20 protein-coding genes are annotated in these 24783 nt (G+C 61.3%); 4 read left to right on the top strand and 16 right to left on the bottom strand.

What is annotated here, in order from left to right; all coding sequences use genetic code 11:
• Positions 1-85 precede the first annotated feature (85 nt).
• On the bottom strand, positions 86-1582 hold the full coding sequence (locus PQQ95_RS13335) for an amidase (RefSeq protein ID WP_408437846.1): 1497 nt from the start codon (positions 1580-1582) through the stop codon (positions 86-88).
• 171 nt (positions 1583-1753) lie between these two features.
• A complete protein-coding gene (locus PQQ95_RS13330) occupies positions 1754-3670 on the bottom strand; it encodes an NHL repeat-containing protein (protein ID WP_408437845.1) in 1917 nt (638 codons plus the stop codon).
• A 168-nt stretch (positions 3671-3838) separates the two neighbouring features.
• On the opposite strand from PQQ95_RS13330, the gene PQQ95_RS13325 reads away from it, so the two are divergent.
• Positions 3839-3976: a hypothetical protein gene (locus PQQ95_RS13325; RefSeq protein ID WP_408437844.1), complete on the top strand. Its 138-nt coding sequence runs from the start codon at positions 3839-3841 to the stop codon at positions 3974-3976.
• Here the strand turns inward: PQQ95_RS13325 and PQQ95_RS13320 are convergent.
• The gene (locus PQQ95_RS13320; RefSeq protein ID WP_408437843.1) at positions 3966-4847 is read right to left on the bottom strand and encodes a LysR family transcriptional regulator; all 882 of its coding nucleotides are present in this window, start codon (positions 4845-4847) and stop codon (positions 3966-3968) included. The two genes, PQQ95_RS13325 and PQQ95_RS13320, sit on opposite strands and share 11 nt — an antisense overlap.
• 114 nt (positions 4848-4961) lie before the next feature.
• Here PQQ95_RS13320 and PQQ95_RS13315 point away from each other — a divergent pair, with 114 nt between their 5' ends.
• The gene (locus tag PQQ95_RS13315; RefSeq protein WP_408437842.1) at positions 4962-5840 is read left to right on the top strand and encodes an NmrA/HSCARG family protein; all 879 of its coding nucleotides are present in this window, start codon (positions 4962-4964) and stop codon (positions 5838-5840) included.
• Between the two features lie 236 nt (positions 5841-6076).
• Here the strand turns inward: PQQ95_RS13315 and PQQ95_RS13310 are convergent, their stop codons facing one another.
• The 7 genes from PQQ95_RS13310 to PQQ95_RS13280 all read right to left on the bottom strand — a co-directional run bounded on the left by PQQ95_RS13310 (position 6077) and on the right by PQQ95_RS13280 (position 14390).
• Positions 6077-7372, bottom strand: a complete 1296-nt coding sequence (locus PQQ95_RS13310; protein ID WP_408437841.1) for a serine hydrolase domain-containing protein — start codon at positions 7370-7372, stop codon at positions 6077-6079.
• 161 nt (positions 7373-7533) lie between these two features.
• Complete coding sequence (locus PQQ95_RS13305) at positions 7534-7905, bottom strand: BON domain-containing protein (RefSeq protein WP_408437840.1); 372 nt, start codon at positions 7903-7905, stop codon at positions 7534-7536.
• A gap of 64 nt (positions 7906-7969) precedes the next feature.
• Positions 7970-9028 (bottom strand): porin, encoded by a 1059-nt coding sequence (locus PQQ95_RS13300; protein WP_408437839.1) that lies wholly within the window; start codon positions 9026-9028, stop codon positions 7970-7972.
• Positions 9029-9129: 101 nt separating this feature from the next.
• Positions 9130-10434, bottom strand: coding sequence for an MFS transporter (locus PQQ95_RS13295; protein WP_408437838.1), 1305 nt, complete (start codon positions 10432-10434; stop codon positions 9130-9132).
• Positions 10435-10489: 55 nt separating this feature from the next.
• Entirely contained in the window at positions 10490-11587 is a 1098-nt protein-coding gene (locus tag PQQ95_RS13290; RefSeq protein ID WP_408437837.1) for a CaiB/BaiF CoA transferase family protein, read from the bottom strand.
• Positions 11588-11643: 56 nt separating this feature from the next.
• Positions 11644-12825, bottom strand: coding sequence for an acyl-CoA dehydrogenase family protein (locus PQQ95_RS13285; protein ID WP_408437836.1), 1182 nt, complete (start codon positions 12823-12825; stop codon positions 11644-11646).
• Positions 12826-12836: 11 nt separating this feature from the next.
• Complete coding sequence (locus PQQ95_RS13280) at positions 12837-14390, bottom strand: AMP-binding protein (RefSeq protein WP_408437835.1); 1554 nt, start codon at positions 14388-14390, stop codon at positions 12837-12839.
• Positions 14391-14488: 98 nt separating this feature from the next.
• On the opposite strand from PQQ95_RS13280, the gene PQQ95_RS13275 reads away from it, so the two are divergent.
• Positions 14489-15379: a LysR family transcriptional regulator gene (locus tag PQQ95_RS13275; RefSeq protein WP_408437834.1), complete on the top strand. Its 891-nt coding sequence runs from the start codon at positions 14489-14491 to the stop codon at positions 15377-15379.
• Between the two features lie 21 nt (positions 15380-15400).
• Here PQQ95_RS13275 and PQQ95_RS13270 read toward each other — a convergent pair whose 3' ends face one another.
• The 4 genes from PQQ95_RS13270 to PQQ95_RS13255 all read right to left on the bottom strand — a co-directional run bounded on the left by PQQ95_RS13270 (position 15401) and on the right by PQQ95_RS13255 (position 20305).
• Positions 15401-15847 carry a hypothetical protein gene (locus PQQ95_RS13270; RefSeq protein WP_408437833.1) on the bottom strand — a complete coding sequence of 149 codons (447 nt, stop codon included), beginning with the start codon at positions 15845-15847 and terminating at the stop codon, positions 15401-15403.
• A 135-nt stretch (positions 15848-15982) separates the two neighbouring features.
• Complete coding sequence (locus PQQ95_RS13265) at positions 15983-16999, bottom strand: porin (protein WP_408437832.1); 1017 nt, start codon at positions 16997-16999, stop codon at positions 15983-15985.
• A 278-nt stretch (positions 17000-17277) separates the two neighbouring features.
• Positions 17278-19080, bottom strand: a complete 1803-nt coding sequence (locus PQQ95_RS13260) for an NAD(P)/FAD-dependent oxidoreductase (protein ID WP_408437831.1) — start codon at positions 19078-19080, stop codon at positions 17278-17280.
• An 82-nt stretch (positions 19081-19162) separates the two neighbouring features.
• Positions 19163-20305 (bottom strand): sigma-54-dependent Fis family transcriptional regulator, encoded by a 1143-nt coding sequence (locus PQQ95_RS13255; RefSeq protein WP_408437830.1) that lies wholly within the window; start codon positions 20303-20305, stop codon positions 19163-19165.
• A gap of 233 nt (positions 20306-20538) precedes the next feature.
• Between PQQ95_RS13255 and PQQ95_RS13250 the strand changes: the two genes are divergently transcribed.
• On the top strand, positions 20539-20853 hold the full coding sequence (locus tag PQQ95_RS13250) for a helicase (protein WP_408437829.1): 315 nt from the start codon (positions 20539-20541) through the stop codon (positions 20851-20853).
• A 62-nt stretch (positions 20854-20915) separates the two neighbouring features.
• Here PQQ95_RS13250 and PQQ95_RS13245 read toward each other — a convergent pair whose 3' ends face one another.
• Both PQQ95_RS13245 and PQQ95_RS13240 read right to left on the bottom strand, forming a co-directional pair.
• A complete protein-coding gene (locus PQQ95_RS13245) occupies positions 20916-23711 on the bottom strand; it encodes a bifunctional diguanylate cyclase/phosphodiesterase (protein ID WP_408437828.1) in 2796 nt (931 codons plus the stop codon).
• On the bottom strand, positions 23708-24502 hold the full coding sequence (locus tag PQQ95_RS13240; protein WP_408437827.1) for a substrate-binding periplasmic protein: 795 nt from the start codon (positions 24500-24502) through the stop codon (positions 23708-23710). The genes PQQ95_RS13245 and PQQ95_RS13240 overlap by 4 nt, the downstream gene beginning before the upstream one ends.
• Between the last annotated feature and the right edge of the window lie 281 nt (positions 24503-24783).

The raw sequence follows: 24783 nt of genomic DNA, 5'->3' as shown, positions 1-24783 counted from the left end.
CCGGGTTCGCCTCCTTTCACTCATCGCGGCAAATGGGCAGCACATTCAATCGCTTGTTCGCGTCACAGCCGCAATGCTGGCCGGCTCAATCGCGAACCACCGGGGGTATGTCGGTACGGGTCAGAAATTGCGGTTCCCTGCGCCACTGGGTTGCCTGCTCGAACGCATAACCCAACGCCAATAACCGTGCTTCGCTCCAGGCGAGCCCAACAAACGACAAACCGACCGGCAAGCCACGCACTTGCCCGGCCGGCACGGTCAGATGCGGATAGCCGGCCACCGCGGCCGGCGTCGAAAAGCCACCATTATTGCTGTCGCCGTTGATGAAGTCGGTCAGCCACGCCGTCCCACCCGTCGGCGCGACGATCGCATCCAGGCCATGTTGACGGAACACGCGATCCAATCCCTCGTCGCGAGATTGCGTACGGCAAGTTGCCAACGCATTTTTATACGCATCGCTATCGAGATCGCCCAGGGCTTCAGCTTGCGTGAAAAGCTCCTGGCCGAAATAAGCTTGCTCGAGATGGCGATGCGCATTGTTGAAAGCCATCACGTCAGCGAGATTACGAACCTGCGCGTGCGGCGCGAACGTCTCGAGCCACAGCGGCAAATCGTGTTTGAATTCATGCAGCAATACGGAAAGCTCTTCCTTGTCGTAATCGACGCGCGGCAGATCAACCGGATCAATCACGTCGGCGCCGAGCAGCCGCAGTTGAGCGATAGCCTGTTCGATCTGCTGGTCGACTTCATCGTGGCCCGTGAAAAACGCTCGTGCGACGCCAATCCGGGCGCCTTGCAACGCGGCCTTGTTCAACGCTCGCACGTAGTCGTCCGGTGCGGGCGCCACCGACGTTTGCGGATCACGCGCGTCCGCTCCGGCAATCGCCGAAAGCAACAACGCCGCGTCACGGACCGACCGGGTAATGGGACCGGGTGTGTCCTGCGTATGGGAAATCGGAATGATGCCGTCACGGCTGACCCGTCCGACAGTCGGCTTGAGTCCGACCACCCCGCAGATCGATGCAGGAGACACAATCGACCCATCCGTTTCAGTGCCGATCGCCATTGCCGCCAAACCCGCGGCGACCGCCGCAGCGGAACCGGAACTCGATCCGCTCGTGTTCCGGTCCAACGCATACGGGTTGCGCGTCAGGCCGCCGCGCGCGCTCCAGCCACTAGTCGAGCGCGTGGAACGGATATTCGCCCATTCGCTCAGATTCGTCTTGCCGATAATGACCGCACCCGCTTCACGCAGACGGCGCACGAGCTCGGCATCGCGGGTTGCGCGAATGCCGTCGAGGGCAAGCGAGCCGGCCGTTGTTGCCATTCTGTCGCCGGTTGCGACGTTGTCTTTGATAACGACAGGCACGCCATGCAGCAGGCCGAGGCGCTTGCCCTCGCGGTGCCCGGCATCCAGGGTGGTGGCAATCCGCATGGCGTCGGGATTGAGTTCGATCATGCTGCGCAATCGCGGGCCACGCCGGTCGATCGCTTCGATTCGGCCCAGGCAGTGACGCACCGCCTGGGTGGCGCTCATCTCGCCGCCCGGTATGAACGGAGGCTGTTCCGTGGGCACCGGCATCGGCGAAGCGGCGCTGGCGCCTTTTGACAATAACCCGGCGGCGAATAAGCCGACTGATTCAAAGAATCTGCGTCGTAGCATGAGCGGTTTGAATTGACGTTTGTCGTAGGGGTCCGCACGGCATGACACGTTGGCGAGACGGTTCGAGGCTGCCGAGAGTGAATTCAACCATCAAGGCGTCCATCGATAAACAATCACGCTGGAGCCGTTGTAGTTGTCTTTCGTGATCACGTACTCACCGGCCGATCTAAGGTATGCCCTCAGGCCATACATCGAATCCACATCGTTGCCCACGTCGACCGTACCCGCGCTCGAGTTGATCAGCGTCGTATCGAGGTGGCCCGTTGTGAGATTGAAGGCGTCGATATTGGGTACCGTGTGGACGTAGCCGACGAAAAGATAATTGCCGGCTGCCGCGATCGACTTGGGATTCGCACTGGTGAGGTTGATCACCGGATCGGGTTTCGTGGTGTTGCCGGCGCTCCAGCCGTGATACACCTCGATCCTCGATTGCATCGCCGTCCAGTCCGAGCTCCCGGTGATACCTTGCGCGAGAATCATGGTGTCGCTCTCCGGCAGGTAGAGAATGCGCGTCAGCGGCCGGATACTCTGCGGAATGGAGATCGCAATGCCGGGGCCCCACGTCGGTTTGCCGGTGCCATCGAAGCTGACCAGCGGGTAATGGTAGATGTGATTCGTTCTGTCCAGGCCGGCCCATACGTCGCCCCTGCTATCGATGCAGAAGCCGCCCGTGATCGGTCGCGTCGTATCGAACGCGGGGCCTGGAATCGACGCATCCGGAATCGCGATGTAGCCGCTCGCCGCATTGAAATGGAAGAAGTAAAAGATGCCAGGGTTCTGACCGGACGCGACAAGAATCCGGTTTCCGCCGACACTGACGAGCTGACCGAAATGCTCGTCACGCTGCGTATCGTTCATGTTGAGGCGTGGATCGGACGGGTAGCTGAACGGATCGACGGTATTCGCGACGAAGGTGCCACCCGCGGTGCCCGTGTAAATGTTGGTGCCACCATAGAAGTAGGCACCGTCCGTCACCGGGTCCGGCGCGGCGACCGCTTCGAAGTTGAGGGATTGAAGCTTCCATTGCAGATTGCCGGCGGGGCCATACGCGTGAATATCGGTGCCGCCGTTGCGACCCAGGTCCCAGCCGCCGCCCCACGGGTTGTTGAGCACATACAGGTTGCCGGCTGCGTCTTTACCGATGCCGACGACACGGGTAAAACGCTTGTCACCGACCTGGCCTTTGATGCCGGTGGTCGTGTCGAGATAGCCGCCCTGAATGCCGAACGTGCCGATCAAGGTTGGCGCACCCGAGACATTGTAGAGCTTGATATTCATGTCGGGGCCCTGGTCGCCAACCATGAGCTGTCCGGACGATGCATCGAAATATAGCGCGGAGGGTCGCGAGGTCGCAGGCATCTGGATCGTGTTCAGCGGAGCGCCGGCCAGACTGAATTCGACGATCGTGGCCGCGCTTTGCTGCGCGACCCAAAGATTTCCCCTGCCATCCAAAGCGAGCGCGCCCGGACTGGAGATGTTGATGTCCTGCTGCCACACGCCGTCGGTGGTATAGACGCGGACGCGATTGCCGAGGAAATCGCTCGCATAAAGGAGCGAGCCGGTTGTTGCGAGTCCGGTAATGACGTCGCCCCGCTTGACGGCGTTCCAGGTGCTCACGGGAATGAGCAGATCGCGTTTCTGGGTCGCGCGGTTGTATCGTCCTACCGCGCCGCTGCCGTATGCGGTGCTGAATTGCAACGCAGCGAAAATCGACGTCGCATTCCCCGTGATAGCCCCACCCTGAAACTCGCTGTTGATGCCCATGGAGCCGATGCTCTTGCCGTTCTGGTAGATCGCGACGCCACCCTCGTTTTCATCCCACAGGGAAGCCGTATAGATCACGCCTTCGGGCGCGACCCACATCGAGCGCGCGGTGTTGCCCACATGCGCGGCAAGCGTTCCGAATGTGTTCGCCAGCCAGTCGGTGGTGTACTGCGCCTGGCATGCCGGCGCAATCACGGTGATCAGTGCGCCAAGCAATGCAGCACGAATTCGTTTCCTGATCATGTGCAATGCGCTCCTGGCAGTTGTCCCTCGATAACATAAATCACCGTAAATCGCAGGGCGAAACGTGAATAATTCAGCAAGCATATTTTTTCCCGATCATTCGCAAGCTCGCGAGTATCGCCCAGGTTATCGCAATTGCGTGTCACCTATGTTCCTTGATCAGCAATCATGACTACGACGGAAGACAACGATTCTCTGCCGGGGGCTGGTGCGCTTTGCCGACATGATCCGCAGCGCTTCGAGATGGAGTTCCGTGCCGCCGATATCAGCGAACCGGACATGGATGCGTTTTCAGTCAGGACCTGACCGAGTCCGGTTTCAGCATATCCATGAACGCCCGCACCTTGGCGCTCAGCAGCCGGCGCGAACTATAAAGCGCCCAGATTTCCACGGGCGAACCCGCCTCTGCGCCCCAACAAACGAGCCGGCCCGTCGCCACGTCCTGTTCGACCAGCAGGCGCGGCATGAGCGCCGCGCCCACACCCTGCAGCACGGCTTCGCGCACCATCAGCAACGATGACATCCGCACCACCGGCATCGGCTTGATGACCCTCACACCACCGCCTTCCGTCTGCATGTTCCAGAGCACGCCAGAGGGCGTCGCTACCAACATGACTGCAGGCACCTGTAGCGCGTCGGCTTCGTCTGCAGGCAGCGATGGAATGGACAGGGTCGGCGAAGCGACCACGAGGCGCTCGTCACCGAGAATGCGCCGCCCGACGAGCAGTTCGTCGCGTGGTGGATCGATACGGATCACCAGGTCGTAGCCATCCTCCACCGGATCCGCGACGCGGTCTTCCGCGATGACTTCGAGTTCGACCTGCGGATAGGCCAGCGCAAAGCGCGCAGCGATCTGACACAGCACGACATGCGCGAACACGACCGGCGCGCTGATGCGCAAGCGCCCGCGCGGCACCGGCGCACGCGATGCGACCGCTTCGCCGGCCTCCTGAATCTCCGTCATGAGCCCGCGCGTGCGCTCATGGAGTGCGAGACCTTCCTCGGTCAAACGCAGCCTGCGGGCGCCCCGCTCGATCAACCGCACCCCAAGTTCTTCTTCCAGCTCAGCCACGCGCCGCGACAGCGTGGCCTTGGGACGATCGAGCGCGCGACTGGCCGGCCCGAAGCCGCCGTGCAGTGCCACGGCGTTGAAATCCGCCAACGACGTCAAATCCATGATCGTTCCATACACGAGACAAGATGTCTTGATTCTGGCACTTTCGGTCACCCAATGGAACGACTATTGTTCGTCTCACGGACGAACCAGTCCATTCAACCCCAGGAGAAAATCATGGCAATCCTCGTAACTGGCAGCACAGGTGTGATCGGCAAGCAGGTTCTCGACCATCTGAACGGCAGCGGCGCCGAAGTGCGGGCACTGACCCGCTCGCCGGAAAAAGCGCAATTCCCCACCGGCGTCACCGCGGTCAAGGGCGACCTGTCCGACATCGACGCCGTGCGGCGCGCAATGAGTGGTGTCAGCACGCTGTTCCTGCTGGCGCCCAACGCCGCGGACGAACTGACACAGGCATTGCAAACCCTGAGCATCGCGCGGGAGGCCGGCGTGAAAGGCGTGGTTTATCTGTCGGTTTTCAAGGGCGCGGACTATGTCGACGTGCCTCACTTCACCGGCAAGCACACGGCCGAGCGCATGATCGAACACTGCGACCTGCCGGCGACGGTGCTGCGTCCCGCCTATTTCATCCAGAACGACGTCAAGCAGAAAGACCCGCTGCTGACACACGGTGTCTACGGCATGCCGATTGGCAGCAAAGGTATTTCCATGGTCGATGTCCGCGATATCGGCGAAGCCGCGGCACGCGAACTCCTGCGCCGCGAACGCGCCGCCAAGCCGCTGCCGCGTGAAACGTACGCACTCGTCGGACCTGACGCGCTGACTTCGGAAAGCATCGCGGCGATCTGGGCTGAGGCGCTGGGACGTCCGGTCCGCTACGGCGGTGACGATCTCGACACCCTCGAGCAGCGTCTCAAGGCGGTCGCGCCCGGTTGGCTTGCCTACGATATGCGCCTGATGATGCGCCGGTATCAACAGGACGGCGCAGTCGCTTCGAAAGCGGAGGTCGATCGTCTGGCTGCGCTGCTCGGGCGGCAGCCGCGATCCTACCGGGACTTCGCGGTTGCCACGGCCGCCGCGTGGACGAATGGCTAGATGAGGGCGCTGACACTACGCGGGATCGAATCGGTGAGTGGTGAGTGGTGAGTGGTAAGCGGGTAAGCGGGTAAGCGGGTAAGCGGGTAAGCGGGTAAGCGGTACGTCAGCGTACAAACTGCCGGCGACGCTTACCTGCAAACCACACCCTCCCCTAGATCAACGCCTGCCCCTCGTCCGATAAGCCTTCAATGGTCCTCGACGTCTTGCCGCGGAACTGAGTTCAAGACCTGTGCTCAAGACCCGAGAGCAGACTTGATCGCACGCGCTGCCGCGTCCAATGCTTCGGCCGTTGCCAATGGCGCGCGTGGGATGGCATTGCCTGCTGCGGCGCTCGTCGGACGCGCAGCCTGATCCGGATACGAGGAGAACTTGACGATCGTGATTCCGGCTTTGGGATTCACCAGAATCGACTGGCCAAATCGCCCGCCGGCCGAGAATGACCTGTCACCGTCGTTCACCTGGTACCAGTAGTCGTGATACGCATACCCGGGATGCCCCGCAGCCAGATTGCCCTTCGCAAATGCGCCGGCGTTGTCGGTGGGTTTTAAGGCAAGCCGAATCGACGAAGCCGGAAACAGCGCTGAAGCACCGGCCGCCCCCTTGCGCATCAATTCGCCGAAGCGAGCCGCGTCGCGTAACGTCGTATTGAAGCCCCCGCTTGCCATTTCCGTCCCGGTGCGATCCACGACAACGTCGCCGTCATCTTCAGCGATTTTTTGCCATATCGACCGCGATACCACCTCGCTCCACGACAAGCCGGTAATTCGCCTGAGCGCCCAGGCGACTGCTTCCGGCGAGCCATTCTGGTAGTACCACATCGCCCCCGCGGTCACATTCGGCGTTGGGTGGGTCACCTTCAGAAAATCGTAGATGCTGTCTGGCGCATCGCTGCGCCGGGGAATGAAACCTACTGCGCCAAAGAGCCCCAGATCCGGTGGTAAATCGGCCGGATAACTGACCGGCACTTCCATATCGAGGTTCTGCTGCACGGTGGCATCGCCAAATGGCGTGCCCGCCAATTCAGGTACATACGTGGACAGTCTCGCTTCCGGGTTGAGCTTCCCCTCGTCGATCAATTGCGCGGCAATCAGTCCCGTCACGGATTTGGTCATGGAGGCCCACGCGTGAGTCTGATGCGGCGTATAGGAATTGAAATAGCCTTCGTAGACGATCTTTCCATCGTGAATGACGATGAAACCATCGGTATAGGTTCGCCGCAGATAATCGCCCAGGCTCAACGTCGTTCCGTCCACGGTGAACTGCACCTTGTCAGGATCGAGTGTGGCGCCCGCCGGCAAAGACATCGGCACACGCGCATGCTCGACATTGGCGGTCGGCATCATCATGCGCGTGTTGCGGAGCGCCCAGCCAAGGTTGGGAAAGCGCAGGGAGTTCGCCTTGGTGACCAGCTTGTCCGCCGCTGGCGGAAATCCTTGCATGACGCCGAGTTCAACGGGATCGGTAACAGGCGCCGCGATCTGCGAATGCGCGGCCGTGGGCAATACTGTGCCGATGAGCATAGCGGACATGGCAACGCGCAAGCGGATTGTCGAAGCTGCTGAAAGTGCCCTGATGTTCATACGTTTTATCCTGGTGAACGGTTTTACAGGTTCATCGTTGTCGTTATCGCCCTCGCAGCACTAGCAACAGCGAGGTTCGACGCAGCACGATACGAGGTTTCTCGACACCACTAGAGCGACGGCCCGGAAACGCGGATGAAATTCTCCACGGTCTTGACACCATCGACTTGCCTTGCGGCATCGGCAGCCAGCGAAACCTGCTCGTTATCGGTAACCGAACCGTTCAGCGTGACATGCCCGTCGCGAGCCTTGACGAGAATGCGGGCCGCGTTCAGTCCGCGCGTCCGTTCGAGCGCGTTAGCCACGCGGTGGGCAAGCTTCCTGTCCGCAGCCTTCGTCGCCTTCGCGGTGGCTACGGCGGGGGCGCTGGCGGACGACATCCCATCAGCCGGCGCGGGCGCAGGCTGCGCCATGGCATTGCCAGCGAATGCGATAAGCGCCGCGGCAAACAGGGCTCGCAGGTTTAGATGCGGGTTAATCATGCCAATCCTTCGGTCAATATAAACAAGTAGAGAATTTGAACGCTCATCACGTCGCCACGAATGCCTAGAAGCGGGTCATCAAGCCGACTGACACACCGGTCATTCCATGGCCACCAGGATTGAGGCCAAGGGCTGTGATGTTGGCAGGGTCATAGCGATAGGCGCCTGAGAAGCCATTGCGATCCACCTCCGCATACAGTTCAGTCTGCTTGGAAAGAAAATATTCGGCGATCGCAAAAGTCGTGATCTTGTGACCGCTGGCAGACTGCACGTTGCCGAGATCGCTGGCGATATCGTCGATGAACGCCGCCGTAACCTGAAACGACGGCGTGACCACCCACACCATGCCACCGCCTGGAATCTTGTCGCGACGCCGCGGCGCGCTCGATGATGTGCCGGTGACCGTAAGGTCCGCATAGTTCAGGTAAAAACGCGCCGGCCCGATCTGCAGCGTGCCGCCGGTCTGGAACGTTTGTGCCCACTGCATCGCAGTGGCGTTCCAGGTCTTCTGATAGGACACGCCACCGAGCGCCGGTCCCCATTGGTACATGGCGGCACCCGAGAAGTTCGTACCGGCGCGCGAGTTGCCGGCCACGCCACCTGGCGAATAGCTGGCGCCGAAGCGGAATCCGCCAACCTGCCCCAGGTACTTGATGGTGTTATTGAAGCGCGAATCGAGCGTGAAATAGTTTGCGCTGTACACCACGCCAGGTTCGATTGCAATGGACTGCCCTCGCCCGCCGGCGGGATCGATGAGAATGCCAAAGTCTTCGTTGGTGTTCAGTTGTCTGCCGAATGTCAGCCGCCCGAAATCGCCGGTCAAGCCGACAAAGGCCGCCTGAGAAAACAACGTACCCGAGGTTTTTACCGCGCCGGTGCCGCTGCTGAATGCACCCTCGAGCTTGAAGATCGCCTTGAGCCCATTGCCCAGGTCTTCTTTGCCGGTAAAGCCAAACTGGTTGCCGGCAATAATATTGTTGTTGAAACCGACTGCGCTACCGCCCTTGGCGCCGTTCGTCCATCGGAGGCCGCCACCGACGTCGCCGTACAGCGTGACGCTCGATTGCGCATAAGCCGCACCGGAAAGCACGCTCATCAGCGTCGCATACAAGACCTTCTTCATACGTCTCCTTGATTATTTTATGCATATTCATAGGGATAACTAAGAACATATAACCGTCACGTATCCCGAGGTACGCGACAAAAACCGTCTTACTGGTGCCGTCAGTTCCGTTCGACCAGATTGAGTTCTCCCGGCACACGTGTCGCGCCAAGGGCGAGGCGGCGTTGCGAGCGTTGCGGGTCGAGGCAGAAAGCGCAGAGCACGCCACATCCCAGCAGCACCAAACCACTCGCGACGCTTGCCTGCGCAAACCCGACCGCAGTCGAACGGCCGGCTCCTTCGATCAACAACCCGGTGACGATCGGCGCGGCGAGTCCTGCGAGCGACGAAAAACCGTTGCTCAGCGCGAGGATGCCGCCCCGCTGCGAATCAGGCGTCACTTCGCCGAGCATGGCCGGCCCAATCGAGTACGTCACGAGCGTCATGCCGCTGCCGAGCGTCAACAAGACGAACCTGAACATCGGCGGGAGACCTGGCCACGCCTGTGACGCAAGCAGCGCCCCCGCCACAACGAGCGTCACGGTCAGAAAGCCGCCACGCCCAATCCGCGACGGCACGCCGCGCGCCAGCAGGCGCTGCGACAGCCACGCGAGGCCAAGGCTCAACGGCGCGGTGACCGCCACGAACAACGCGAACATTCGACCCGCCACCTGAGGCGAATAGCCCATTCCAAGTTGCAACCAGGTCGGCGTCCACGTGAGCGTCATCGCGAGAATCCAGTTTGCTGCGAAATGCCCCGCGAAAATGCCCAGAACCGTTCGGTCCGTCAGCAGCAACCCATAGGGAACGCGCGCGGTATGGTCCGATCGCGCCGGGCTCGACAATGTCCCCTCAGCGCCGAACAATAGCCAGGCGATGCACCAGAGGCTGCCGAGTACGGACAGCACGAGAAAATTGGCTCGCCAGCCCCAATGAGCGGTAATAGCCGGAATCGTCAGGCCGGCCACCAGCAGCCCGATCGCGCTGCCCTGGTGAAGAACCGCGACGGGCAGATTGCGCTTTGCGTCGGGGAACCACTTGTAGAGCGCATGCACGGCAACCGGCGACGCGGGCCCTTCGCCCGCGCCGAGCAGGACACGGCACGCAATGACACTCCAGATCGAGCCGGCGACCAGCATCGGCAGTTGCAGCACGGTCCATGCGCCGGCCATCAGCAGCAACAGCCATTTTGTCGACGCGCGATTTGCCGCGAGGCCGCCGAGCACCGCGGAGATCGAGAACAACCAGTTAAGACTGCCGCCGATCAGCCCGAATTGCGTGGGCGACAGATGAAGCTCGCGCATCATCGGTACGGATACGAGGCCGAGCACGACCTTGTCCAGAAAGTTCACGAGCATCATCAAAGCCAGCATGATCGCAATGGACCATGCTCGCCAGGGCCGATACCGGCTTTGTTCGGTTGCCATTCGGTTTGTCTCCATGATTGTCGGAACGTCTTTGCATTCCTGATATTGAGTCGCCTCAGCCGTCGTGCTGTCCGAGCAGCGGGACAGTGTCGCCTGCGTCAGGCAAACCCGCGGAGAACTTCACGGGAAAGCGCACTGACATGGCGTTGTCGTGAGCGAACTCGCGGACCATGCCGCGTGCGTGCACGTGTGGGTCGAGGAATAGCTCATGTGCGTCGAGCAGCGGTGAAACCGGCAGATCGAAAGTCCCCAGCACGTCGAGCCATTCGGCAAGCGTGCGCGCCAAAAACATCTGCGTGAGCAGCGCGTTGACCTCGCGCTTGAACTGCTGCCTGCCGAGGCGCGATGCGAATCGATCGTCCATCAGCGCGGGGTAGTCAGCGCCGAGTGCTTCGCGCAGGGTTAGCCAGAATTTGTTTTCCAGAATGCCCAGCGCGAGATGCCGGCCGTCCCGGGTTTCAAAAATGTCGTTCTCGGGCATGACCGTCGGCGATGCCATGGGCTCCTCCGCATAGTCACGCGACGTCCACGCGGCAGGCGCCGTCCACGCCATCACGCAGTCGTGAATCGACACGTCGAGATGCTGGCCACGACCGTTCTGACGCGCGCTAAGAACAGCCACAGCCAGCGCGAGCGCGGCATGGCTCGACGCGGCATAGTCCGCGAGGCGAACCCGTGGACGCGCGACACGGTCATTCACCTGAACCGGTATCGACCAGAAGCCGCCAAGCGCCAGATAGTTGAGATCGTGGCCGGGCAGCGCCGAATACGGCCCAGTCTGCCCGAAGCCGGATATCGAGCACATGACGAGGCGCGGGTTCACCTCGGCGAGCGTGGCGTAGCCAAGCCCGAGCCGCTGCATGACGCCGGGACGGAAGCCTTCGACGACCGCATCCGCGTCCCGTATCAGATCGAGAAACGCCGCCTTGCCGGCGGCACTCTTCAGATCGAGCGCGACTGAGCGCTTGCCGCGGTTGAGTTGCGCGAAAACCGCGCCGCCGAGTTGCCGAGCCGGATCGCCCGTGCCCGGCGGCTCGACCTTGACGACGTCCGCACCCAATTGCATCAGCATTGAAGTGGCGTGCGGCCCGGGCAACAACTGACTCAGATCGACAATCTTGATGCCGTTCAGGCACGACCAGTCCGGTTTCATCTGCATCGTCTCCTCGCAATAGGGGCGGCGTGTATCACGCGTACTGTGCTGAGCTGTCATGCCGCTGAGCCGGCAGGATCGAGAATGACGCGAGCGATCGTATTGCGCTGAATCTCGCTCGTGCCGGTAAAGACCCGAAACATGCGCAGCTTGCGAAACGTCTGCTCGATCGGATGGTGGCGCGTCACCCCGACGTTGCCGTGAATCTGCACGGCCTTGTCCGCGATTTCGAAGCAGCGTTCCGACACGAACAGCTTGCAGGCCGCCGCCTTCATGCGCAGATCGGCGCCGGCGTCGGCAAGCGCAGCCGTTTGCGCGATCATGCTTTCGCATGCCCACAGCGCCGCGGCCATATCCGCGAGCATGTGCTGGATCGCCTGGAATCGTGCGATTGGGCCGCCGAACTGCCTGCGCGTACGCGCGTAATCGAGCGACGCTTCATAGGCCGCTGTGGCGAGGCCGAGCATCGTCGGGCAGTGCAGCAGCCGGTTGACGTTGATGCGCGACATGCCGAGCCTGAAGCCGTTGCCCTCACCGCCGAATACGTTCGCGCGCGGCACACGCACATCGGCAAAGTGGATGTCCGCATCGATGTGCTGTCCCGACATCGGCACATAGCGCTGTTCCACCGTCACGCCCGGCAGATCGAGATCGACGAGCACTGCGGTGATGGCAGGCGGGGTGGTCGTGGCGTCGGTCACGCACATGACGATCGCGAAGTCAGCGAACGGTGCGCCGCTGATGTAGTGTTTGACGCCATTGATCACGAGGTCGTCGCCGTCCACGACGGCCGTGGTGGAAATACTCTGCGCGTCCGAACCGGAGTGTGGTTCGGTCAGCGCAAAGCAGGTCGACTTCTCGCCGCGAATCACCGGTTCGAAATAACGCGCGATCTGATCCGCGCTCGCGTACTTGAGCATGTTGCCGACGCGCGGCGGACCACCCAGATCGCCGAGCACATGCGGTGCAAGCGCGGAACCGGACGCGGCAAGGTCCGCCTTGAGCGCGCACTGTTCGAGAATCGAGAGCCCCTTGCCGCCGAGCTGAACAGGCAGGCATGCCGCGTAGAAGCCGAGTTCGGCGGAGCGGCGCCATACGCGGCGCAGCGTCTCGCGGGGCCAGACGTCTTCGCTGCCGAGGCCGAGTTCCTGCTCCATCGGCAGCAGTTCTTCCGCGACGAAGCGGCGAATGCCCTCGCGGGTTTCCACGAACGCCGGATTATTCAGGTGATCGAACATAAGCTTCCTCTTCAATTGACTCGACGCGAAACGCCCTGCCAGTACTGCTCGCGAACCAGCTTGCGGGCGATTTTTCCGCTCGCGTTCTTGGGCAGATCGGCAACGAAGTTCACGGTCCGGGGCAGCTTGTAGTCGGCGAGCCGCGCACGGCAATGGGCGATGATCTCGTCCGCAATCGTGTTGCGTCCGCTCTTCAGCACGACGACGGCCTTGACGCTTTCTCCCCACTTCTCATCGGGAACGCCAATCACGCACGCTTCCATGACGTCGGGATGCTGATAAAGCGATGCCTCGACTTCGGTCGGATAAACGTTGAAGCCACCGGAAATGATCATGTCTTTCTGGCGATCGACCAGATAGATGTAGCCCTCTTCATCGACGCGCGCGAGATCGCCGGTGCGCAACCAGCCGTCGACGAGCACTTCGCGCGTGAGCTCCGGCGCGCCCCAGTAGCCCTGAAATACGTCTGCGCCGCGAATGATGATTTCGCCCATCGCGTCCCCGCTAACCTCACGGCCGTGTTCGTCGACCACGAGCACTTCAGTCTCGCCCGTGGGCCGGCCGCACGACGCGAGCCGCTCGGGGCGATGTGCCATCGCGTCGGCATGGTCGGCGATGGAAAGACGCGTGACGCCCGAGGTCGATTCGCTCGCGCCGTAACCTTGCGACAGCACCGGACCGATACGCGTCCACGCTTCCTGGATGCGCGCGGGCGCCATCGGCGCCGCACCGTAGCCGAGCATCTTCAGGCTCGTCAGATCGGCGGTGTCCAATGCGGGATCGTTGAGCAGCATATTGATCATCGCGGGCACCATGAACACGTGCGTGATCCGCAAGCGCCCGATTTCCCGCAGAAAGTGCGCCGGCTCGAACGTGTCGAACAGGACGAGCGTGGCGCCTGAATACAGGTACGGCTGCATCAACATGCCGGACGCGTGGGTGACCGGACCGATCAGCGCGAGCCGGTCGCCGGGTTTCGCAGGACAATCCATGCCTTGCAGAATCTTGCGCAACGACGCGAGGCGGTTGCCATACGTCTGCATGGCTGCCTTGATCTTGCCGGTCGAGCCTGACGAAAAATGCAACACCGCGAGATCGTCGGACAACAACGCGACCTCGGGCAAATGCGGGCTGGCGCGCGAGAGCAACGTTTCGTAGTCGGTATATCCATTCGCAGGAACGCCAAGCGAAATAAACGACTCGACCGAACCGAACCCAGCCGAGGCGCGATCGTAAGCCGTGAATCCCTCGCCTGCGATCATGACGCGCGGCGCGCAATTCTCGACGACGTCAGCCGCTTCATGCGCCGTGAAGCGCGGATTCAGCGCGGCCTTGACGAGCCCCGCCTTGTATAGCGCGCATTCGATCTCCACCAGCTCCGTGCAGTTGCGGGCCTGAACCGCAACCCGGTCGCCTTTGGCGAGCCCCAAGCCGAGCAGCGCATTCGCCAGCAAGGTCGAGCGCTCGTCGAGCTGACGGTACGTCAACTCGCGGTTGCGATGAATGACCGCGACGTTGTCGCCCCAATAACGCGCGGCGCGGCGCAGAAAGTAAGCAAAGCCCAATCGGTGTCCCCTTTATCAATGCTGGCGCTAGTCTGTAAGATGCATGTCATCACCACAATGCGGCGTTGGCTATAAAGCCATAGCCAACAGGAATGACCATGGAGACGCGGGATCTGGACTACCTGCTCGCGGTAGAAGAGCACGGCGGCATCGGCAAGGCCGCGGAGGCGCTGGGCATGAGCCAGCCGGCGCTGACGAAAGCCATTCAGCGTGTCGAGGCGCAGACCGGCCTCGCGTTGTTCCAGCGCACGGCGAATGGTGTCGCGCCTACTCAGGCGGGTTCGCTATTCCTCGCGCGTGCGCGCCGGATTGCCCTGGAATACGAAGACGCGTTGAAAGAAATGCACGCGATCCGCAGCGGCGAGCAGGGCGTGCTGAGTCTCGGCTATTCTCCGACCGTGCCGGCGGCTCTCGTGCTGGGCGCATGTCGCCAGTTGCTGAAGGAGCGGCCGGCCGCACGTCTGCGGCTGAGGCGCCGGCTTGCGCGCGATCTTGTCGATTTACTCGTTGCGGGTGAACTCGACCTGATCGTCGCGCCCGAGCCAAACCGGGAAGCGGACCAACTGTCGTTCGTCGAACTCTTTCGCGACAGCCTGTCCGTGCTCGCCGACGATTCGCATCCGCTGCACCGCAAGCGCAATCTGCGGCTCGCCGATCTGGCCGATCAGGAGTGGCTGCTGCCGGGGCCGACCATCCCCGTTCGTCAGCAAGTGGACGCAGCCTTCGCGAGGCGTGGTCTGGACCTGCCGAAGCTGCGCGTTGAAACCGACTTCGGCAGCACCTCGCTGCTGCATCTGCTACGCGGCACCGCGATGCTCTGCGTAGCGGGGACTGAATCGTTCGACGCGCTAGAAGGATTGCGCGCGCTCAATCTCGACACCAGTGAACTCGACTTGCGCCGGCACATTGGCGTGGTGTTTCGCAAGGAGGCTTATCTTTCTCCGCTGGCACAACGCGCGATGGCGTTGCTGCAGGAATGGACGAGCTGAAGGACGCGTGAGACATCGGCCTCAATGCCCGCTGCAGAAAACGGCGGTGAGAAAAAGTGGCACGACTTCGCGAATGGCCGCATCGCTGCCAGCCCGTCGTACGCTCGCCTCGACCGACGCGGCAGAGCCGGTTACGACGACACCGTACGTGGGGGATGCAACCGGCTGGCCGCTGCCTTGTTTGAAGATGGGATCGTTTTGCTCATAGCCGAAGACGGCATAGACGTGAAAGCCGAATGCCGTCAGGTTACTGCCGCGCGCGGGTCGAAATGCGTTGACTGAGTTCGCTTCGATGCGCATGGGCTTTGGATCGATCGATTGCTGGTCCAGCAGCGGTGCGATGAAATCATGCGGGCTCGATTGACAGTCCAGTTGGGTATCGAGCGCATCCGCCTTGCACACGGCCGCGGAGAATCCCATGCCCAGCGACGCAAGGGCGATCAGGAGGCGGAGAACGGACGGTTTCATCGTAGTAGCGCGATCGTTCTGCAGGATTACCCGGCAAGCTTGAAGACATGCGGCAGCAGATCGTTAAGACCCCAGAATCGTACGGCCGCCTCGGCAAATCTGTACGGTGACGCTCAGATCGCTCTAAGCCGGTGCCTAGAATCGCTCGATCAATCCAAGCTGCACGCCCTTGACCGGTGCCCCAGGATACGCGACCGGCAACCCGGTCACGTTGACACCGCGCAAGGTAAATTGCGCATCGTCGTGATTCGACAGATAGGCCGCGCTGAAATAGAACAGCACGGTGCGCGAAAGATCATATTCGAAGGCCGCACTGAACTGGTCGGCGCTCGCGCCCGCCCCCGTAAAATCACGCACGTGCGCATAGCCGGCAGACGCCCGGACGTGCGGAGAAAAACTGTATTGAGCCGACAGGGACGCGCCCGCGCCGTGGTAGAGCGGGCTGCCACCATCGCCGTTGAAGAAATCAAGCCATACACGGATCTTTTCGGTCCCGTACGTTACGCCGCCGAGGTTCGCACGCAGCGCGCCGCTACCATGAGTCTGCTGACGCGCATAGAGTAGCTTGAGCGCGTCGATCTGATACTCGGCGGTAACGTAGTACCCGTCGATACCGTTGCCGTCGTTTTCCGACGGATCGCGCGTTGCGAACATGACCGTGCTGTCGAATCCTGCGACAAGCGGCGAAAGATACGTGATCGCGTTGCTCGCGTACGGTGTGATCTTCGACAGGTTGTTGAGCCCCGACGCAATCGTGCCGGCGCCAAACGCATCGAGACTGCCCTTGAACGGGATGTAGATCGGCGAGTACTGCCGGCCCACTCTAACCTCGCCCCACGTGCTACGCGTCCCGATCCATGCCTGGCGATTGAAAAGGACCCCGGGCGTCTGGAGCGTTCCGTCGTTGCTGCCGAAACCGTTTTCCAGCACGAACACGATCTCGGTGTCGGCGCCAATCGGCTCGCTGCCGCGCAGCCCGATCCGTGAGCCTCGATAGGCACCGGAGTCAAGACGTGTGGTCCATCCGGAGCCGGGATTGGTCACTTCGATGCTGGTGTCCAATACGCCGTAGAGCGTGACGGCGCCCTCGCCCTCTGCCGCGCTGACCCGCAAGCAGGCGAGCAACCCGACGACGCCGATGCTCGCGCACATGACCGCACGATGAACCCACCGGGCCCCGCGCATCATCGGATGGTGCTTGCGTAACGATTGTCCACAGCCGAAGGTGGCGATGCCGCAAAAATGGGTTCGTCCATACGTTTTCCGGAAGATGGCTTAGCGAAAGAGAACTCCTCGTCAGGCAAGCTTACTATGATGCGTGGGCCATTTCACGTTCTGACGTGAAGCGCCTCCCGTATCGTAACGCGCGCCGGCCCGGTATCAAAAACACTGGGGCCGGGCCGGCGCGCGCATCGACGAAACAACGGGTATCAGGAAAGGTGATGCACTTCCTGCAGGCCATAAACCGGCGTCGCAATACCCTCCATGCGCGCCTTCAGTTGCAGCGATAAATACTGGGAGTAGTGGCGCGACTGATGAAGGTTACCGCCATGGAACCACAAGGCAGGCTGCTGCGTGGGCTTCCACATATTGCGTTGCTCGCCTTCCCATGGCCCGGGGTCTTTTGTCGTATTCGAACCCAGCCCCCACACCTTGCCCACTTTATCCGCCACTTCACGCGAGATGAGATCGGCGGCCCAGCCGTTCATCGATCCGTAGCCGGTTGCATAGACGACGAGATCCGCCTCGAGCTCGGTGCCGTCGCTGAGCAGAACAGAATGCTCCTTCAGCTCAACCACATCTACGCCGCTCTTCAGCTTGATCTTGCCGTCCGCGACGAGGTCGGCTGCGCCCACATCAATGTAATAACCGGACCCGCGCCGGAGATACTTCATGAAGAGCCCCGAGTCGTCGTCGCCGAAGTCGAGCATGAAACCGCGCTTTTCCAGACGGTCATAGAACTCGGCATCGCGCTCCCTGATCGCATCGAATACGGGCTTTTGAAACGTGTGCAGGATCTTGTACGGGATCGACGCGAACGTCAGATCGGCTTTCGAAGTCGTCATGCCCGACGCCACCGCGCGCTCGGAATAAAGATCACCGAGAGCCAGTTCCATCAACGAATCCGACTTGACGATATGGGTGGACGAACGCTGCACCATCGTGACGTCGACGCCCGCTTCCCATAGCGCCGCGCAGATGTCATGCGCCGAATTGTTCGCGCCGATCACCACCACTTTCTTGCCCTTGTACGCGTCGGGTCCAGGATGTTTCGACGAGTGATGCTGCTCGCCCTTGAACACATCCATGCCTTTGAACGAAGGAATATTCGGCTTGCCCGACATGCCCGTGGCCAGCACAAGCTGCTTGGGCCGCAGCGTCAGCGTCTCGCCGTCGTGCTCGACCTCGACGACCCATTCAGCCGCCGCTTCGTCATAGCGCGCGGACTTGCAAACCGTCGATCCCCAATAGTTCAACTCCATGACCTTGGTGTACATCTCGAGCCAGTCGCCGATCTTGTCTTTGGGCGTGAAAACCGGCCAGTTATCCGGGAACGGCAAATAAGGCATGTGGTCGTACCAGACTGGGTCATGCAGACACAGCGACTTGTAGCGGTTGCGCCACTGGTCCCCCGGGCGTGGATTTTTATCGACGATGATCGTCGGCACCCCCAACTGCCGCAGACGCGCACCCAGTCCTATGCCGCCCTGCCCTCCGCCCACGATCAAACAGTACGGCTGTTCCGCGCGGCCCAACGCCTGCTCTTCGGCTTCGCGACGCTCCTTCCAACTGGTGCGATCCATGCGTGCGCCATGCTCCGCGCCCATCGGACGACGGTTGCCTTTGGGTTCCTCATGGCCCTTCAGTTCGCCCATGGTGGTCAGCAACGTCCAGATCAGGCCATCCTTCACGCGAATAAAACCGCTGCCGCGGGCGGCCTCCGTTTCGAAGGTGATCCACGCCTGGGCGATGCCGTCCGCTTCGGTCGGCACTTCATTTTCAGCCACCCGCAGCCGGGTCGGCTTGATGGCGTCGAGTTGCGCGTCGAGCATGGCGCCGATCTGCTCCCGGCCCTCCATGGTTTTGATATTCCAGGTGAAAGCCACCAGATCGCGCCAATAGCACTCTGGTTGAAACAACGCGACGGCCGCAGCGGTATCGCCGCGTTTAAGCGCCGATTCCAGGGATTCCAGAACATGGTTAATGGTCTGGCTTGCATTATTTTCAGGCATGGCTGCTCCTCCATTCGATACGGATTAGTGAAACGTCGAAGTAATGCGCGGGTTCTTTGCCCGCTGGATAACCGTGGGACCGCTATCGCCGGTGAGGCGGGACAATGCCGAACTTCGCGATCCGTCTGTAAAGCGTCGCGCGAGAGAGGCCCAAGGTCTGGGCCGCCTCGTCCGGGCGCCATTTCGCATTCGTCAAAGCGGCGACGATGCGGTCGCGCTCAAGGGCGTCGATATCAGTGAACGTGGGTTGCGCCTGAGGGGCGGGATTGCGGGGCTTCGGCGCAGCTTGCCGCGGCGCGCGAACGACGGGCGGACGAACGCGGGCATAAAGCGGCGAGCCGTTGCCCGCGAATTTCATCGAGACCATGTCGCGGCCCGGCTTCACATCCAGAAGGCGCTCTGCGCGCACGTCGAATAGCTCAGCGACCGGCCGTGGCAGCCGGTCGAGGCCGGGCACGCATTCTTTTGCCCGGCGATTTGCCGCGACCGCATTTCCGCGCGCATCGAAGGCAATCAGAATCTCCGGCTGGGCTTCCACGTAGTGGCGATTCCGGTGCGCCAGTAAAACCCAGCAATGCGTGGTGGCGTTGAGAAAGAAACTATCCTCGATCAACACCGCGCTATGCCGCACGATGTGGTTGATCAGACGCTGGCTTTCGCGTTCGTCGGGTGAGCGAATCGCCGATGCGTCCAGCACGCCGATCAGTTCGCCTTCCAGCCCGAAGATGGGCGAAGCGCTGCAGGTCAAGGTGGTAAAAGCGGCACGAAAATGATCGGTCTTATGAACCGTGATCGGTTGCGAATCGAGCAGCACGGCCGCGACGCCACAGGTTCCCTCTTCCTGCTCGGACCAGCAGGAGCCTAAATACAGTCCCGCTCGTTTGAAGTCGTGGCGCCGATCCCGGTCAACGCGATAATCGATCGTCACGCCCTGCGCATCGGTGAGCATCACGCAGTAATCCGCTTCGCGAACCGTCTCATGCAGACGCGAAAGACATTCTCCCGACGCGCGCAAAACCGATTCTTCCCGATGTTGCACGTCGCGTAATTCCGGCGTGGTCAGAATCCGCGGCCCTTTCGTCAGGCCAGGGTCGAGATGGTATTGCTCGAGCGAACGCCAATACGACGAAACCAGCCGCGTAGCGTCGCCGCCGCGATCGGGCATTCGGCCTTCGATCAACCTGCGGATCCGGTCGATGTGTCTCACTTGCGGAACATAGGGCATGAATGTCTCCGGTCAGCTCGGCGCGCATCGCAGTTCAGTGGCACGCTCAGGATGACTTTTAGCATGCGGGTTCCGGAAGATCACACCGCAGTGCAGCATCCGTCCCGATGAGACATTTGTCTCAGCCTTTCTGCCGTTGTGGGGACGGAGCGCGACGCGATTGCCGAGGTGGGGAAAGCAGGAAGGTATTACGCCCACTGCTAGAATGATCGACCTTTTCCTTGGAGACGCACATGTCCTGGTTCATCTATGAAGTGCCCGAATACAACGAAGACGGGGCGCGCATCGAACCGTTCAGCGAGCTGCGTAGCCGCGTCATGAAAGTCAGTGGGCAGGCAATGGTCGACGAACTGGAAAGCGTCCGCGACAACGCGGCGACGACAGCGAACACGCCGGCGCACCCGCTGCGCACCGCGGAAAATCCCCACGTATTCCCGATCCCGTATGCCGACTCCATGATCCTGGTCGGGTTCATCTTCGAACTGAAGCGGGAGTCCCGGCAACTGGTGGTGTCGCCCGTGGAAATGCCCTGGCTGAAAGACGCGTAAGACCCGTAAGACCCGTAAAGACGGGCTATCGAGTTAGAAACGGGCGCTCGGCAGGCCCGTTATCAGGTCGCCGTCGAATCGACACTTCGCTCATCGCGCCCCGCCGACCGATTTTCACCCCGGCGCCGTGAATTGAATAGATTTACAAACTGTTCAAAACCCTGAATCGGCAGCGGCTTGCAAAAGAGGAACCCTTGATAGGCGTGGCATCCTGCTACCGCAAGGAAATCCCGTTGCGCTTCCGTTTCGACACCTTCAGCGATAACCCCCAGGTTAAAACTTCGGGCAAGCGCCACGATCGTTCTCGCGATGTCGGCGTCGTTCGAGTCGACCAGAATGTCGCGCACGAACGAGCGGTCAATCTTTAACTGATCCAACGGCAATCGCTTCAGGTAAGACAGCGAAGAGTATCCCGTGCCGAAGTCATCCAGCGAGAAAGTCACGCCTCGCGCGCGAAGCGCACTCATCTTTTCGATAATGTCCTGCACGTTCTCAACGAGAACACTCTCGGTCAGTTCGAGCTTCAGCCGGTCCGCCCTCGCTCCAGTCCGTTCGATGACCGCGAGCACGCTGTCTACGAAGTCCGGCTCGCGGAATTGCCGGGCGCTGACGTTCACCGCGATGGACAGATGCGCCATCGACGGCTGCATCGCCCACAGGGCCAGCTGGGCGCACGCGGACGCCAATACGCTGCGCCCCATGTCGAGAATCAGCCCCGACTCCTCGGCGAGCGGAATGAACTCAGCGGGCGGTATCAGGCCGCGCTCGGGATGCGCCCAGCGCACCAGCGCTTCCGCGCCGGTTATGTGATCGCCATCAACGACCTGCGCCTGATAGTGAAGAACGAACCGGTTCTCCTCGATGGCGCTGCGCAGCCCCACCTCCAGCTCGGCTCGCCTCAGCACGGCCGTCTGCATCCTGGGGTCGAAGAAGCACATGGCATTGCGGCCGCGCTCCTTCGATTTATACATGGCGAGATCGGCCTGCTTGAAAAGCTCGTCGGTGGATGTCTGCTCGCCGCTGAATACGGTGACGCCTATGCTGGCGGTACTGCGGAACCGGACGCCATCGAGCTCATACGCGCCGCCCAATACGGCAAGAATTCTCTCTCCCACCACCTCGGTTTCCGTAGTCGCCTTCGACTTGTCCAGGCTCAGATTGCCCAGCACCACAACGAACTCGTCACCGCCGACCCGGGCAACCGTGTCTCCCTCATTGACACTACTCGACAGGCGGTACGCGACCTGTCGCAGCAGCAGATCGCCTTTGTCGTGCCCGAGCGTATCGTTCAGCGTTTTGAAGTGGTCGAGATCGATGAACATGAGCGCGCCGCAGACTTTGTTCTGCGCGCTGGCCATCATCGACTGCCTCAGGCGATCCAGAAGAAGCGCGCGATTGGGCAAGCGAGTCAACGTATCGTAGAAGGCAAGTTCGCGGATTTTTTCCTCCGACTTCTTGCGCTCGGTGATATCGCGGCCGCTGGTCCGGAACCCAATGAAGTCGCCCCGTTGATTGCTGATCGGCACCCAGGACACCGACAGCCAGAGGAGCGATCTATCCTTGCGCACGCAACGAAACTCGAGATCGTCGCCGCGAGCACCCTGAAGTCCTTTCTGGAATTCCGGCGCCACGCGCGAAATGTCTTCCGGATGGATGAGCGTGCGGGCGAAATCGGTCATCGCCATGCATTCGGCGACCGTATAACCCGTGTAGTACTCAACCGAGGGATTGATCCAGCGAGGTGTGCCGTCCGGCCCCCACCAGATTTCCAGATTCACCGTGCAGTCGGCAATGGCGCGAAATTTCTCTTCGTTCTCGCGCAACTCGCGCGTCATCGCCGAGGCGAGGCGCATGGCACGCTCGCGCCCGGTCATCATGAGCCACGTCAGAAGCGCCAGCAGGAGGCTCAAGCCCGTCCCCGTCCCCGCAATGAACACCTCGGCATTACGTCCCAGCCGGGATCGAAACTCGTCGGAGGCGCTCATCGACAGCATCCAGTCGTGACCGTCCACCACCAGATATTCGTTTGCGGAAATGAGTGCGGGCGCATGCCGCCTGTTTGCCTCTGAAGTGCGATGCAGCAGCGCCGCCTCCAACGGCTCCACGCCATCGTAAATGGCCAGCGAAATGCCGGGGGGCTGCGCGCCGTAGAGACTGGCCATCACATCGTGCATACGGAACGATGCATAGACCCAACCCACAATGTTCGCCCGACGCTGTGCGACGTTGTCCTGCGCGTTGCCGGACGCGTAGATCGGGAGATACAGGATGAAGCCCGGGCGCGGGTCCGCGTCCATGTCGACCGAAAGGCGCACCTTTCCCGAGAGGACCGCCATGCCGGAGTCGCGGGATTTCTCCAACGCCGAGCGCCGCACCGGTTCGTCCCAGGCGTCAAAGCCGGGCGAGCTGCGTTCAAGGCCGACAAAGGGCTCGCGCTGGATGATCGGGGCATAGCCTTCGCGCTGCCCGTCGGGATGAATCGTGTAGCCGGGCACGCCGCCCTCGCGCATGTCCGTTATATGAGCCGCTTTCCGCGCCGCGGGCACCCATTCGACCACCCCCACGGCGTGAACCCCGGAAAAGTTCGCGTCGAGATTGAGCGCGCTCACATAGCGCCGGAACCTGTCGCGGTCGATCGTTCCGTTCGCGGCAAACAGGCTCTGCACGCCTCGCAACATCAACTCGTAGGCCGCCATCCGCTGTTCGATACGGCCCACCACATCGCTCATGGTGTAATCGAACTGCGTGCGAAACTCTTTGCGAGTCGCCTGCCGTTCGTGATCCCACACCGTCCACGTCACGCCAAGCGACGCGGATAAAACCAGCAGCGGCAGCAGAATAGAGCGCACGCGGATCACGGTGACGCCTTGAAGTTGACCATCGAATCGGCCAGATCCGGTCTGAAGTACTTTTCAAAGATGCGGCGCACCGTGCCGTCCGCACGCATTTCATCGACCAGCGCCTGCCACTTTTCCCGCTCGGCGGCCGGCAGCGCTTTCTTCGACATGATCAGACCGTGCGGCACGGAAGGATCGTTGAACTCGATGATGGTCGTCACGTCGCGGATCTTTTTCTCGTCGAGCGCGGGGTAATCGAAGGGCTCGATAATCATGCCCTGGATCTGTCGAAGAGCCAGCGCCTGGTAGAGCGGTTCGAGTCCGCCTGCCAGGCTTACCCGGTCTTCCGACGTCAGTCTGTCGACCAGTTCGTTGGCCGAGGTGCTGTAGCGGAAGCTGCGGATCACGCCGAGCTGCGCGTGTTGATTCTGTTCGAAGTCGGCGACGTTATGGATGCCGGCGTCCTTGCGCACGAGCAGGTAGTACTTATTGCTGAAGTACCACGCAAACGAAGCATATTGATTGCGTTCGTCATTCGCGATGCCGGAGAGACTGAAGTCGAGTGCACCCGACTCGATCAGCTTCCAGATGCGTGCCCGCGACATCAGACTCAGCTTGATCTGGCAACCGCTACGCTTGATCAACTCATCGGCAAAGTCCTTGTCGATACCGCTATCGGTGTCGAGCGAATAGAGCAGTCCGTGGTCGTGCAATCCCAGCGTAAACGGCCGGGAGCAATGCGGTCCGTCTGCGAAGGCGTTGCTGACGCAACACACTGCAAACAACACCCCGCCAAGCCAGTTTCGAATCACAACGCCTCCGCAGCGGAATGACGCTCGGTTGAATTTTTATCCGCGATCATGAGCCGACGGCATGATCGGTCAGGCTTTATTCTGAACGCATGACTTTTATCACACATTCCGGGATGTTTTCCCGCTCTCATGCGTCTCCGGCGTGCTGCGAGCGCACAAGATTTTCTTTCGCAAAACTTCCATACGCATTGTCGGCACGACGCTGTCGTTCTTGAAGGGCTGCCGCCGAATGCTTGCCGCAATCGCCGGCGTTGTCCAAACGCATACGGAGGTTACCAGAC

The sequence above is a fragment of the Paraburkholderia caffeinilytica genome, from assembly GCF_046030355.1.
Taxonomy (GTDB): domain Bacteria; phylum Pseudomonadota; class Gammaproteobacteria; order Burkholderiales; family Burkholderiaceae; genus Paraburkholderia; species Paraburkholderia caffeinilytica_B.
The sequence above is the reverse complement of the archived record's forward strand: the minus strand, read 5'-3'. Positions and strand labels throughout refer to the sequence as shown.